Consider the following 12,704-nt stretch of genomic DNA (forward strand, 5'->3'; position numbering starts at 1 on the left):
AATCGCTGATGACAAACAGTTCATATTTTATCGTTCATGGTTCATCGTTCAGCGATAATCCTCTGACTCTGCCACTCTAGCAGCACAGCACGACACTGGAGACAGGTTAAATCTTGCAGGAGAGAGTGGATTCCTGGGGATGTGGTGGGGTAGGTGGTTCCAAGTCGGTTAGGGTTCACGGCGACTGTGGCGTCAAGTTCAGCAAGGAAACCGTAGAGGTTTTGGTTCGAGAAGGAGCTATTGATTGCCCAGCCTGTAGAATTGAGAGGAGTTAGGTTCGCGATCGCGTCTTCACAGACTCCCAATTCCCGGCTTAAGATTCCGGGAACGGCGGCGACGGGGGTTTGTTCAGGATTGACTCGTCCACCGGGAAAATCCAGGGTAGCTTCTCCGACACCAGGGCGATAAGTTGGTACAGGAAGCAGAAATTTCCCCGCCTGAATCGTGACGATGACAACTGAATCGGCTTTTTCGACGCGCCAATAGTCAAGAATTCGCCCTTGGTCATCTTGTAGGCGTTCACCGATTAGGGTAAGCCAGGGGGAACGGATTTTCACGAAACGGTCTAGGATTTGCCATGGGCGAGGTTTATTCATAAAACATTGGACTTTGGACAAAAAAACAAATTTGCGTAATTTATTTGCCAAGGCATTTGGAGCAGAAAAATTAGAGGTAGGGGCGGGTTTAGGGACAATTGTAGGGGCGGGTTTAGGGACAATTGTAGGGGCGGGTTTAGGGAATCAATCGTAGGGGCGGGTTTAGGGGATCAATCGTAGGGGCGGGTTTAGGGGCTAAATTCAGCTATTCACCGATAACGGAACAACAAAACCCGCCCTCCTCACCGATAACGGAACAACAAAACCCGCCCTCCTCACCGATAACGGAACAACAAAACCCGCCCTCCTCACCGATAACGGAACAACAAAACCCGCCCTCCTCACCGAAAGGCAATCGATTAATCCCAAACTGGACAACCAAACCCACCTTATTCTCAACCGCGATCGCACCAAAAAAATGTCGAAATTGGGACTTTAGGGAATTAGTGAAAGATTGGGGCAGGGCGGGTTTTGTAAAAAGGTGATTGGTGGCTCCATTAATTTTGTCCCTAAACCCGCCCCTACATTGGGTTTTATGTCCCGATATCATATTTTCTGAAACTTCAAACCATTGCACCGCTATCAGAGAAAATGTATCATTGCTCCCCCAGCTCCCCCAGCTTCCCCAGCTCCCCCAGCTCCCCCAGCTCCCCCAGCTTCCCCAGCTCCCCCAGCTCCCCCAGCTCCCCCAGCTCCCCCAGCTTCCCCAGCTTCCCCAGCTTCCCCAGCTCCCCCAGCTCCCCCAGCTTCCCCAGCTTCCCCAGCTTCCCCAGTATTTCCACGCCTGCTGCACTACAGCACTCTCAAAACACTGGGAATACTATCAACCGCTTCTAACGCCTGAATTTCGGCTAATGCTTGGCGGAAGTTTCCTTCCCTGACATCATGAGTCACGACCACAATTTCTGCTAACTCATCCCGGAACCCAATTTGCACGACTGACTCTAAACTGACCCCATGATTACCAAAGCTAATACCCAAATGACCAATAACACTGGGTCTATCTTTGGTCATAATCCGGGCATAAAATCGAGTGACTAATTCTGAAATTGGGTAAATGCTGCAATAGTGTTGATGCACACAACTTAATAAGGGATGCAGGTGATGTGTCTCTCCCGCCGTTTTCAATACAGCCGCAATATTCAGAATATCGGATACCACCGCACTCGCCGTTGGACCCGAACCTGCACCCGGACCAAAGAACATGACTTGTCCCAAGGGTTCCCCTTCCACCAAAATCGCGTTGTAAACCCCATTGATACTCGCTAGGGGATGGGTTTGCGGGACTAGAGTTGGGTGAACCCTAATCTGTAGCATTTCTGATTCGGGGTCACTGGTGGGAACCTTCGCCTCTCGCTTGGCTACCGCGAGGAGTTTAATCACAAACCCTAAGTTCTGGGCGTAAGCGATATCGGCGGCGCTGACTTGACGAATCCCTTCACAGTAAACGTCTTCTAACTTAATCCGTCCCGCAAAGGCTAAGGATGCGAGGATGGCAATTTTATCGGCGGCGTCTAAGCCTTCGACATCGGCTGTGGGATCAGCTTCGGCATAGCCTAATTTTTGGGCATCTGCCAGAATATCAGCAAATTCTCCGCCCTCGGTTTGCATCCGGGTGAGAATGTAATTGGTTGTCCCGTTGACAATACCGATAATGCTATGAATTTGATTTACCCCTAAGGACTGTTTCAGGGGTTGAATCACCGGGATACCGCCACCCACAGCCGCTTCTAGGAGAACATAGACGCCTTTTTCTTCGGCTGCTGTGAAGATTTGAGCCCCATAGCGGGCGATGACGGCTTTATTGGCGGTGACAATATGCTTACCGTGGGAAATGGCTTTGAGGATTAGCGATCGCGCGGGTTCTAATCCCCCTAGTAATTCCACGATAATATCAATCTCTGGGTCAGTGACAATCGACTCCAAGTCCGTGGTCATTATCTCAGGCGGCACTTTCACGGATCGGGGTTTATCTAGCGATCGCACGCCGACTCGATGAATGTCAATCGTTTGCAGCAGGGGATTTCGACCTATGGGGTCTTGTAAAATTTTCGCTGTTCCCGTACCAACTGTTCCCAGTCCCAGTAAACCGATTTTAAAAGCCACAGCTATTATCCTAAAATTTTAAGCATTACAGAAAATGGGTCATTTTTTCACTCAAACCAACCGTCATCCACATAATTAATTTGGGCAAAGGGGCTCAACGCTGATAGCACTTGAGTGCCGTAACTGCGATAGTTAACCCGATTGTCTAAGAGGGCAACAATCCCCTGAGAGTCTCGCACAGGTGCAACTGCCCGTTGTAATTCTCGCAACGCCGCAGGTAATAGAAATAAGCGAAACCAGTCTAAACGTCGCTGTTTGTAATGCGCCACTTTACCCGCAACCCAGGGAGATTCTAGGGATGGTAGGGGTAACGTGGCAATAATGAGCAGTTGGGGAGAGGGTAAAAATTGCTGCTGAGAGCGCCAGAATTCCCAACCACAGACTAGAATACCATTCTCGTCTAGCTGGGTCTTTTCCACCTGAACTCGCGAGCCAAATTCAGCGGCTAACACTGCCCCTAACTGGCTTTTCAGGGGGACATCCCCGACTAAGATGACGATCGGGGTTTTCAACTGATGAGTTGCCCCTAAAAGCGTTCGCACTTGTTGGAACAAGGCATGTTGGAATCGAGGCGTATTCGGCATTGGTAACCCATCGGGTAAATAAAGCTGAATCAGTTTACTGTTGCGATCTGGCGAGAATTTTAAGCAGGTTAATTCTCCTAAACCCAGTTGTTGACGGTAAACCGCAGCCGAAGCCTCTAAATCCAGCGCCGCGCCAATTAATACCACCGGTTGTTCTAACCAAATGGGACTGAGGGATGTTGCTACTTCTTTTGGTTCACAATACAGCGAAAACAGACCTTGCGATCGCTCAATCGCTGCCCAGGTAAACTGATTTGATGATTGCCAGCATTGCCAAAACTGCTTCCAGGCTGTTGGTAGATAGAAAGACTCCCCGCCATTTTCCGATTGTAATACCTCAAACAACTCCTGGAGGACAGCTTGTTCGCCCGATTCTATCAAATAGCAATCATAAGGATTTGCCGGATGCTCAAATAAGAGTTTAGTCAGCCGTACCCGCATGTCCCGAATCCAAGCCGTCTTTTGGGGATGGGCTAACATCAGTTCATGCCAATGCTGGGGTTCGATAGTACTCTTAAGTTGATCGCGCACCCAGTCTTCTAAATCGTCAGCTTGGTCAATGAGTGTGGGAATACCTGGAGGAAACTCCCTTTTTTGCGCCAAGCGATCTGCCAACCACGCTTCGGGAGTGGTAATCAGCAGTCCTTGAAAATCCTCATCTGGGAACGTGTCGCCAACGTAAATCGCCTTATTCGTACCCATCCATTCCTGCAAGCTGGGAATTTCTACCTGTAGCAGCCACTTTTGGACTGACACAGGCGCAACAATAATCACGGGTTCTTGCCATATTAAGGCAGGTGCCAGGTAACTCAGACGATAGAGTCCTTGGGTACTTCCCGTTTGAATTAATGCTGAACGCCCCAAGCGCAAAGCCCGCGCTACCAGCCGCGCCATGGTTAAATGGTGGGGCCAGTTGGGTTGACCTTGCTCTCGCAGAAAGGCACGTAAAGAGGAATGGACTTCTACTTCAATCACGTTAATCTCGTGGAAAGAAAGTTCCCAGAACTATAGACAGCTATTCTCATCTTGCCTCAACCTGAGGATGAGTTACTACGACTGGATTTTGGAACTTATCTAGTTTGACATAAGAATAGGGTATTAGGTGTAGCTGAGGTCTTGCACCAGTGCGTTAATCCTAAACATCAGCAGCTACCAACAACTGCTGCATCGCCTCCCAAGTTAACCCCTGCTGAATGTAACGAGGCGCATCCGGATTATAGGGACTGGCGACGCGATCAATCTTGACAATTTCCGCTTCTGGTGGTAATACAGGCACATCTGGATCGAAAGCAGTTGGACGCATCAAGGAACTAGAAAACCCTTTGTAAATAGCAATCTTATCCTCTTCGCCAGCAATTTGAGCGGTAATGAGTAAAACTTCTTGAGGATACTTAATCGTGTATTGTTCTAAACGCTGCCCAATAGAATTTCCTTGGTTCATGGTTGATTGGGGAAGGGGTGATTGGGGAAGAGGAATTAAAAACTTTTAGCTAACGCCTAACGCCTAACGCCATATCTGTACCCAGATTGGCGTGAGATGGATAGGCGGTTAATCGATGGGATTCAATATGCCATCGATTAACAACTTTCTAATCAATCCGCGAATTACATCAGATTGGGTTGTTTGTGTTACTTTGCAGAATTTGGCTAAATGCTCATATTCCCTATCTGATACTCGCGTTGTCACTTGCTTCATAGTTGTCAAACCAATTTCAATTTGCTACTCTTGTAGGACAGGTTAAATAAATTAAAAGCTAACCGCTTGCCTGTACTCTGAACCAAGACAACCTGGAATATGGGGTTCCGTCCAGAAACAGACTATTCGTAGTCGCATCTGTGGGCGGGTAAAATTCCAGCAGCTACATTGGGCGACAAAACTTTTGTATTGTCCGGCACGGTGGGGCATCCCGTGTCGTTAATAAAGCTCAGTCAATGTCCGAGGCAATAGCTGGAGTCACTGAGAAGCTTACACCATACTGTACTCAGTTGGTGTAGGAGTATGTCACCTTTTGACTTATCTGTCCCTGTCTCCGGCTACTGTTCCATAGCAATTCGTCCCTGTTTCCCTAAGCGAATCAGAACGAAATAGCTCAAGTACAGAACATAAGACAATAATCCGACAATGCCAATAAGACCCAAAAATTGAGGAGAAGACTCAGGATGGAAATATTGTTTAAACAACCACGCGGGTTCTAGCCAAACTCTACAGGCAAACGTTTCCGCAGCCTCTGGAGTAAACGCACATCCCAGAGACGGAATACTCCACAATACACCAATCCCACAGTAAATAGTTATTGCCCAGCGCCAAGCCGTCAGCGTAAGTTTCAGCGGGTTAGTCGGTTGATCTTCAATATCTTCATTCACATCCACCCAGAACCAGAGGGAGATGGGAATCAGAATCCGGGCAAACCAACCCGATATAAAACCAATGGGCCACGAGGCAATCATGATATAAACCGTAATTGCCAATAAACTAGACACGCGCCAGTAGATAATTAACAGGCGCACGATCGCATCAGCTTTTTTAACAAAAGCCCATACAATTAGGATCAGGGGAATCAACACCGTAAATAAAACGGCTAACCGATAGTCTGTCCAGACTAATGCTTGCAGCAGTTGATCGGGCATAGCTAATAGCCGACGAGTTCCTTTGGTTTCACGTTAACAGAGTGACACCGCGATCGGTTCACATCCCAAATTGTACGGTAATGTTGCCATTTCCGCTTCGGTAACATCCTTTAATACCCAATTTAAATGCATGACAGCTTACTAGTGTACTGAACAACAGGCTGTCAGAAACAAAAAAATCAGCCGGAATCACCCGAAGGAGTTCCAGCCGCAAAACTGATTCAGTGAATTCATCCATACAGAATCGGCAGGGATAGCCGATGAAGAGTCCTTATTCGTCGTAGACTCGGCACTCATCTGCATCAGGATTTTCTTCGCAATACTTCTCGAAGGAGGTTTTCTTTGTTCCTTGTTGCTTCTGGTGTGATGCTTCAGCTTGCAACTCTTCTACAGAATCCCAAGCTACCGCACAGTCTGGGGACTCTGCGCCTTGAGAATCACAAACAGCTCTAGCTTGCTGACGCTCCCGATCAATTTTTTCTTGAATATCACTCATTGACTACTTTCCTTGTTTCCTGATTACTGCACTAATGTATTGTACAGAACGCCTATTTATTTTGTGTTGACCGTCCCTGGATATATCCAAGTCGGTGCTTATAGGTCTTTAGGATTCTATAGTTTAACGTTCAGCAGAAGCCGACACGCTGTTTACAATTCTACACGATCTGCCCAACTACCGGAAATAGGTATTGGGGATTGGGGAGGTTTTGACCTTTACCTACGAGGACACGGTGCGTGAGTTAACTCCCCATATCCCTCATCTCCCTGGCAGCAGTCCCTTGGGAGTTAGCCGAATTGGAGTTATCATAAGGCTTTGATTAGTAGCCAACCTGAAAAACACCCTACCCTGGGAAAACCGCAGTAGAACTCATGGCAAATTTGATGAAGTGGGTCAATGCCTTATCAACTCGTCCGTCCTTGGAAACAGCCATCGTCGAGGTGGTAGATCGTCTGGGACAATCGTTGTCAATGCCTGCGGATTTGGGTCTGGTGTTCATCTCTTCCGCTTATGCCAGCGAGTATTCCCGATTAATGCCCCTGCTACAAGAACGGTTATCCGTACCCGTGATGATTGGTTGTGGGGGAGGTGGCGTGATTGGTATGAATGCCCAAGGTCAACCCCAAGAAATCGAAGCAGAACCCGCTCTATCAATCAGTTTGGCAAGTATGCCAGAGGTTTCAGTACGGGCGTTTCATATTCCTGGAAGTGCCTTGCCTGACTTGGATAGTTCACCCAATGCTTGGGTGGACTTAATTGGTGTTTCCCCCCAAGAGCAACCTCATTTCATCTTATTAGCCGATCCCTTTTCCTCGAAAGTCAATGATCTGTTACAAGGGTTAGATTTTGCCTATCCCGGTTCAGTTAAGGTGGGAGGATTAGCCAGTGCCAGTGGGATGGGAGTTCAGAGTGGATTATTTTATCGTGATCCTGAACAATGCCCTGAGGGTACGTTACATCGAGAAGGTACAGTCGGCGTGGCGTTGAGTGGGAATGTGGTACTCGACCCCATTGTCGCCCAAGGCTGTCGCCCCATTGGTCAACCCTATCAAATCACCAAAGGCGAACGAAACATTGTACTGGAACTAGCCGATAGTAATGGGATGAGCTTCAGTGAGGCTGAATCCCAGCCGCCGTTAGTCGTACTGCGCGATTTAATTCAAAACCTAAGTGAGAGCGATCGCGAATTGGCGCAACATTCCCTATTTATTGGCATTGCCCGTGATGAGTTTAAGCAAAGTCTCGGTCCTGGGGATTTCCTGATTCGCAATCTGTTGGGTGTTGATCCCAGACTGGGTGCGATCGCGATTGGCGATCGGGTGCGCCCTGGTCAACGGATTCAGTTCCATCTGCGAGATGCCCGCACCTCTGAGGAAGACCTAGAATTACTCTTACAGAATTATCAAAACCAAGTCAATCCCGCCCCAGAGACAGCAGGAGCATTAATGTTTTCCTGTTTAGGGCGGGGTCAAGGATTGTATGGCAAACCCGATTTTGATTCCCAACTTTTGTGTCGCTATATCAATAATATTTCCGTTGGCGGTTTCTTCTGTAATGGCGAGATTGGACCCGTAGGCGGGAGTACATTTTTACACGGCTACACGTCAGTATTTGGCATTTGTCGGCAACCTTAATTAGTCACCCTAATTTTAAAGGAGTGGGATTTTTGGGTAAATCTTGACTTTCACTGTTCATTTGGGCGAAAGGCTTCAACGAGTTCCTCAAGAGTGCAATTAAGTATCTGCAATAATTTCTGAGTTTGCTCTGGATATAACCGTGGTCTTTGTCCTCCTGTCTCCCACAGGGAAACGGTACCAACAGTGACATCCATCAAAATTGATATTTTCCGTTGGGTTAAGCCAGCACGCTTCCTCAAGTACGCAAACGTTATTGATTCTTCTTCGTTTGCCATGTTGTATCCTTGTTGATTTTAGGTTGACCAAAACGTGGTCTTCGTGCGCCCGTCTCCCACTGGGAAACAGTCGTAACGGTTACATCCATTGCAATGGAGATCTCGCGCTGGGTTAAACCCGCACGTTTCCTTAAATAGGTAAATGTGATTGGTTTTTCTTCACTTGCCACTTCACTTGCCATTTTGCATCCCGGTTGACTGGGGGTTGACCAGTATTTTTCGACAAGTATTAGTTAACTCTAATTTTAGAGGAGTGGGATTTTTGGGTAAATCTTGACTTTCACTGTTCATTTGGGCTAAACGCTTCAACGAGTTCCTCAAGAGTGCAATTGAGTACCTGTAATAATTTCTGGGTTTGTTCTGGATATAACCGTGGTCTTTGTCCTCCTGTCTCCCACAGGGAAACGGTACTAACAGTGACATCCATCAAAACTGATATTTTCCGTTGAGTTAAGCTAGCACGCTTCCTCAAATAGGTAAAAGTGATTGGTTTTTCTTCATTTGCCATATCACATCCCCATATAATTTAGGTCGAACGGGAAAGGTTGACAAATTTCGGTCAACCTAAATATACTAGACATAGAAAAAGACAGGCGAATCGAGGAGTCGCCTCAGACCTTCGACTAACTTGTCCATTTCCCTCACCTGTTAGGACTCGCAAACCTAACGTCTACCCTATCCATTGGCTAGCTAGCCCAACAGTTAGTTTAGCCATTGGCTAGGTTTCGTCTGGCTGTCTAGATAGCTTACGCTGGCTTACATCCTATCTTATATGACCAAAAAGCGATGCCGCAAAAGGGCGATCGCACTCAGTCTATCCATACATACCCTATGAGGACATTCAACGCAAGCTCGGCACTCGCTGTCGCGCCACAATTTGCTGCCATTCGCGCCGTTCTCCAACCCTAGGGTGATTACCTGCGCCAACGCCGGAAACGGTCAGCTTGTAACGTTTTCATAGCCTTTAATCCCGCTTAAACAACTCACAGGAAAGTTGAACTTTACCATTCTTTTTGATATCCTGCCCGAAAACGATTGTCTTGCCATTCCTGGACAAAATTAGGTTGAATCTGGGAGCCATTTCCCCAGAGTTATCCGTTTCCAAGGCGCAGGTCTATGATAGTTTATCAACGTGCGATCGCACCCTGATCTCTTGTGGCTAAAGACGCACTGACGTAGGGTTTCCCTTTCCACTACACAAAAAACGCGATCGCCAATCACCAGTATTAGCTACTAATACCAAGTTGCAGTCAAACTTTATAGTTCAGTCCGCGTAGGCGGACTTTGTTTGTGTAGCCGCGACTTCAGTCGCCAGGGCAAAAATGGAATTACGTCACTCCAGGAGTAAGGTAGTGTGATTATCGATAAAAGCAGGTTTACCATTACTATCCATCGCGCTAAAGGTTTGGAAATAGCGGCGGACAAGGGGGGGAAACTCAGGAAAATCAAAACAGGCGTCACCCACAGCAATATCTGCCCAAAAGTTGCGTAGACTGGGGGCAAGTTTATCGGCGTCGGCTACGGGTAAACATAAAGGTGGGGCGGTAAGTAACTTTACCATAAACGGATGAGAGCGATCGCCCATCCATTTCCGCGAAATTTCCGGCAGATTTTCCCAACCGGGTACAGATGTGATGTGATGGGATTCTATCTGTAACCAGCGATTCCCTCGGTTATCGGTTCGCAATTCTAAGACTCGGTAGGGATGGGGATAGCTGACTAATGATCCGGTGGTAATGTCGTAGATTCCCTGGTGATAGGCGATATCCTGGACATGAAGATGACCTGTAAAGATTAAATGGACCCCAGCCGCTTTGAGCAGATTTAACAGGGTAGGGGCATTATCCAGCATATAACGGCGTCCCAAGGGATGCTTTGCCTGATTCGGTAGATGTTCGATGACATTGTGATGTACCATCACTACAACCAACTTATCCTGAGTTTGAGAAAGTACATCCTCAAGCCATGCCAATTGCGGTGCATCCAGACAACCCACCTGCTTACCCGTCTGGTCAAATTGGTTGGAATTTAACCCAATAAGCTGCACACCGGGGAAAATTTCATGGGTGTAGTAGAGTTTGTCGGGATTATCATAGCCAAATTGATGATAGTAGTGAGGAAAGTCTTTCAGTCCAATCGAACGTTCGTCCGGTAATAGCGTGGGGACATCATGATTACCAGGTACAACGTAAACCGGGTAGGCTAGCTGGGATAAGCGCCTTTGTAGCCAGTCATGGTTAGTCGGTTCGCCGTGTTGGGTTAAATCTCCTGGAAGCAGGAGAAAATCTAGATTCAGGTGTTCTAAATGATTGAATACTAGCTCTAGGGCGGGGATACTGATTTCCACTAAATGAAAGCGGGTGGGAACATCCCAAATGGTTTTAGGCAGGGCAATGTGTAGGTCGCTGATCACCGCAAAGCGGGCATTTAAACTCATGAATTTTTCCCTCTCTCAGCCCTTAGTTTTCAGGTTGAGTGTCGGACTTCTATTGGTTATAACACTTTCTGTGAAAAGTGAGATGTCTGTTGCATCTATGTTTGACAACAATTAATTATTGTGTTTATTTTTGACCTAGATTCCGACACAATTGCTAGATTGGAATCAGCTTCCATAAGCTAGCTCCTTGACGAAATCGAATCGAGCAGCACTATCCTGAGTTAAGATTCATTATACCATTGTCAGAGGGGTAACAACCTACTATTTACCAGGGTTTTGGAGGAAATGGTTATGTTTGAAAAGATGCTTGTTGCCATAGATACCTCTGGTATGGGTGACCCTGTTTTCGATCAAGCCCTAGAATTAGCCAAAGCGGTGAAGGGTCATCTATTACTGTTGCACGTTCTGTCTCCGGAGGAAGACACGAGTCCGGGTATGCCAGGATTTGCTGAGACGGACTATTACCCGTGGCGATTGGATGATGTGAATATCAGCTACCGCCAGCAGTGGGACGACTTTGAAAGCGAATGTCTGGAGATTTTGCGCGAGCGCACGGCTAAGGCTACCGCGGCTGGTGTCATGGCTGAGTTTACCCAGGTGCCAGGAAGTCCGGGGGAAACCATCTGTAAGATGGCTAAGACTTGGCACGCTGATCTAATTATCATTGGTCATCGGGGTTTGTCAGGGCTTTCAGAGTTACTTTTGGGGAGTGTCAGTAATTACGTTCTCCATCATGCTCCCTGTTCAGTTCTGACGGTGCAATTACCTGTTGTTAAAACCTCTTAATCTTTTAAAACTGATGGAATGGAATCCTGAACCTGTAGAAACCCAAATCGGTATTCAATTCAAGCATGGTGATACGCTTCGCCTTGCTTTAATGCATCGCTCTTATGCGGAGCAAATTGGAGAATATGAACAGAATAACGAGCGATTAAAATTTCTGGGGGATGCCATCGTTAATTTGGTGATTACTGACTATTTATATCACAACTGTCCCTATTTAGAGGTTGGTAATTTCAAAGGCTTACGGGACAAGTTAGTCGAGGGACAAAGGTTAACTAAACTGTGGTATCAACTGGGATTAGGCGAAGGGTTTCCGTTTCTAGGACTGACCCAAGAACGGCATCGCTTGCGTTTACAAAGCCACAATCCCTTTGAGGAGGCATTGATAGCGGTAGTTGGGGCGATTCATCAGGATCGCGGGTTTTCTCAGGCGCGGAATTGGTTGATTAAGCAGTTGGTTGCGCCGTTACTGGAGCATCATTTAAAAAGTATAAAAGAGCGTTCATCTGAGAATAAACAGTTAAGGTTTCTGGGAGATGCGGTACTTAAGGGGGTCGTTGCTGATTATTTGTATGGCTATCTACCCAATGTTAAAGTTGGTAGTTTAAATGAGTTGTTTAAGGATTTAACCTCTAAGGAGAATCAAGCCGACTATATCAATCAAATCACGACTGAGGAGTTGACGGCGCTGAATTTGGGGAATGAGAAAGATTTAGGCAAATCATTTAAGGCATTATTAGCCGCCGTTTATCTGAATCGGAGTGCTGAAAATGATAAGCGGGGCTTGGCGGAAACCGAAAACTGGTTTGTTGAACGGTTTGTTGATCAGGATCAGGTTTTAAGGAAGGCGATTCGTTTACTGATGGAAGATGGTAAGTCGCAGAAGTGGATTGTACGGTATGTTATGGGGTATGAAAGTAAGGATTATCATGCGGGGAGAGAGCGGTTTAATGAAGTAATGGAAGTCGGTTAGCAGCCTAATAAGTCTGGAAGAACGGACTTTTTCATTTGAATGAAACGTTTATCAATGGATAATTAATAATTGATAATTGACAATTGATTAATTGGGTCTAAGACCTCTTCGTTTACGAAGAAATTAAAAAAGATTTTCCTTAATTTCAATCCTCTTCTTTTAAGGAGAGGTCATTATCCATTGTTC

General features: G+C 46.7%; 16 protein-coding genes. 4 read left to right on the top strand and 12 right to left on the bottom strand.

Going from position 1 to position 12,704, the window contains the following annotated elements:
* Positions 1–41 precede the first annotated feature (41 nt).
* Positions 42–596: an NUDIX hydrolase gene (locus RLO19_RS17205; protein WP_446358315.1), complete on the bottom strand. Its 555-nt coding sequence runs from the start codon at positions 594–596 to the stop codon at positions 42–44.
* A 13-nt stretch (positions 597–609) separates the two neighbouring features.
* On the opposite strand from RLO19_RS17205, the gene RLO19_RS17210 reads away from it, so the two are divergent.
* Positions 610–750, top strand: a complete 141-nt coding sequence (locus RLO19_RS17210; protein ID WP_446358317.1) for a hypothetical protein — start codon at positions 610–612, stop codon at positions 748–750.
* A gap of 47 nt (positions 751–797) precedes the next feature.
* On the opposite strand, the gene RLO19_RS17215 is transcribed toward RLO19_RS17210, so the two are convergent.
* The 7 genes from RLO19_RS17215 to RLO19_RS17245 form a co-directional block, all read right to left on the bottom strand.
* Positions 798–974, bottom strand: coding sequence for a hypothetical protein (locus tag RLO19_RS17215; RefSeq protein ID WP_446358319.1), 177 nt, complete (start codon positions 972–974; stop codon positions 798–800).
* A 218-nt stretch (positions 975–1,192) separates the two neighbouring features.
* Positions 1,193–1,378, bottom strand: coding sequence for a hypothetical protein (locus RLO19_RS17220; protein WP_446358320.1), 186 nt, complete (start codon positions 1,376–1,378; stop codon positions 1,193–1,195).
* A gap of 10 nt (positions 1,379–1,388) precedes the next feature.
* A complete protein-coding gene (locus tag RLO19_RS17225; RefSeq protein ID WP_446358322.1) occupies positions 1,389–2,702 on the bottom strand; it encodes a homoserine dehydrogenase in 1,314 nt (437 codons plus the stop codon).
* A 47-nt stretch (positions 2,703–2,749) separates the two neighbouring features.
* The gene (locus RLO19_RS17230; RefSeq protein ID WP_446358324.1) at positions 2,750–4,261 is read right to left on the bottom strand and encodes an ATP-dependent DNA helicase; all 1,512 of its coding nucleotides are present in this window, start codon (positions 4,259–4,261) and stop codon (positions 2,750–2,752) included.
* Positions 4,262–4,421: 160 nt separating this feature from the next.
* Positions 4,422–4,727, bottom strand: a complete 306-nt coding sequence (locus RLO19_RS17235) for a DUF7734 family protein (protein WP_446358326.1) — start codon at positions 4,725–4,727, stop codon at positions 4,422–4,424.
* Between the two features lie 593 nt (positions 4,728–5,320).
* Positions 5,321–5,914: a DUF3177 family protein gene (locus RLO19_RS17240; protein WP_446358328.1), complete on the bottom strand. Its 594-nt coding sequence runs from the start codon at positions 5,912–5,914 to the stop codon at positions 5,321–5,323.
* Between the two features lie 271 nt (positions 5,915–6,185).
* On the bottom strand, positions 6,186–6,410 hold the full coding sequence (locus RLO19_RS17245; protein WP_446358329.1) for a CP12 domain-containing protein: 225 nt from the start codon (positions 6,408–6,410) through the stop codon (positions 6,186–6,188).
* Between the two features lie 374 nt (positions 6,411–6,784).
* Between RLO19_RS17245 and RLO19_RS17250 the strand changes: the two genes are divergently transcribed.
* A complete protein-coding gene (locus RLO19_RS17250) occupies positions 6,785–8,047 on the top strand; it encodes an FIST signal transduction protein (protein WP_446358331.1) in 1,263 nt (420 codons plus the stop codon).
* A gap of 50 nt (positions 8,048–8,097) precedes the next feature.
* On the opposite strand, the gene RLO19_RS17255 is transcribed toward RLO19_RS17250, so the two are convergent.
* From RLO19_RS17255 to RLO19_RS17270, 4 genes are all read right to left on the bottom strand, one after another.
* Complete coding sequence (locus tag RLO19_RS17255) at positions 8,098–8,325, bottom strand: helix-turn-helix transcriptional regulator (RefSeq protein ID WP_446358332.1); 228 nt, start codon at positions 8,323–8,325, stop codon at positions 8,098–8,100.
* Entirely contained in the window at positions 8,301–8,507 is a 207-nt protein-coding gene (locus RLO19_RS17260) for a helix-turn-helix domain-containing protein (protein ID WP_446358333.1), read from the bottom strand. Before RLO19_RS17260 ends, RLO19_RS17255 begins: the two co-directional genes overlap by 25 nt.
* A 98-nt stretch (positions 8,508–8,605) precedes the next feature.
* Complete coding sequence (locus RLO19_RS17265) at positions 8,606–8,833, bottom strand: helix-turn-helix domain-containing protein (RefSeq protein WP_446358335.1); 228 nt, start codon at positions 8,831–8,833, stop codon at positions 8,606–8,608.
* An 825-nt stretch (positions 8,834–9,658) separates the two neighbouring features.
* A complete protein-coding gene (locus tag RLO19_RS17270) occupies positions 9,659–10,762 on the bottom strand; it encodes a metallophosphoesterase family protein (RefSeq protein ID WP_446358337.1) in 1,104 nt (367 codons plus the stop codon).
* A gap of 291 nt (positions 10,763–11,053) precedes the next feature.
* On the opposite strand from RLO19_RS17270, the gene RLO19_RS17275 reads away from it, so the two are divergent.
* Both RLO19_RS17275 and RLO19_RS17280 read left to right on the top strand, forming a co-directional pair.
* Entirely contained in the window at positions 11,054–11,548 is a 495-nt protein-coding gene (locus tag RLO19_RS17275) for a universal stress protein (RefSeq protein WP_446358339.1), read from the top strand.
* A gap of 13 nt (positions 11,549–11,561) precedes the next feature.
* Positions 11,562–12,518 (top strand): ribonuclease III domain-containing protein, encoded by a 957-nt coding sequence (locus RLO19_RS17280; RefSeq protein ID WP_446358341.1) that lies wholly within the window; start codon positions 11,562–11,564, stop codon positions 12,516–12,518.
* The last annotated feature ends 186 nt before the right edge of the window (positions 12,519–12,704 follow it).

It is taken from the genome of Coleofasciculus sp. G2-EDA-02 (assembly GCF_040226375.1).
Lineage (GTDB): Bacteria > Cyanobacteriota > Cyanobacteriia > Cyanobacteriales > Coleofasciculaceae > Coleofasciculus.

Bases quoted from the DNA above. Each gene is read 5' to 3' on its own strand.
- RLO19_RS17235 (WP_446358326.1), bottom strand. From the start codon at position 4,727: ATGAACCAAGGAAATTCTATTGGGCAGCGTTTAGAACAATACACGATT.
- RLO19_RS17240 (WP_446358328.1), bottom strand. From the start codon at position 5,914: ATGCCCGATCAACTGCTGCAAGCATTAGTCTGGACAGACTATCGGTTA.
- RLO19_RS17270 (WP_446358337.1), bottom strand. From the start codon at position 10,762: ATGAGTTTAAATGCCCGCTTTGCGGTGATCAGCGACCTACACATTGCC.
- RLO19_RS17255 (WP_446358332.1), bottom strand. From the start codon at position 8,325: ATGGCAAACGAAGAAGAATCAATAACGTTTGCGTACTTGAGGAAGCGT.
- RLO19_RS17280 (WP_446358341.1), top strand. From the start codon at position 11,562: ATGGAATGGAATCCTGAACCTGTAGAAACCCAAATCGGTATTCAATTC.
- RLO19_RS17275 (WP_446358339.1), top strand. From the start codon at position 11,054: ATGTTTGAAAAGATGCTTGTTGCCATAGATACCTCTGGTATGGGTGAC.
- RLO19_RS17250 (WP_446358331.1), top strand. From the start codon at position 6,785: ATGGCAAATTTGATGAAGTGGGTCAATGCCTTATCAACTCGTCCGTCC.
- RLO19_RS17260 (WP_446358333.1), bottom strand. From the start codon at position 8,507: ATGGCAAGTGAAGTGGCAAGTGAAGAAAAACCAATCACATTTACCTAT.
- RLO19_RS17245 (WP_446358329.1), bottom strand. From the start codon at position 6,410: ATGAGTGATATTCAAGAAAAAATTGATCGGGAGCGTCAGCAAGCTAGA.
- RLO19_RS17205 (WP_446358315.1), bottom strand. From the start codon at position 596: ATGAATAAACCTCGCCCATGGCAAATCCTAGACCGTTTCGTGAAAATC.
- RLO19_RS17265 (WP_446358335.1), bottom strand. From the start codon at position 8,833: ATGGCAAATGAAGAAAAACCAATCACTTTTACCTATTTGAGGAAGCGT.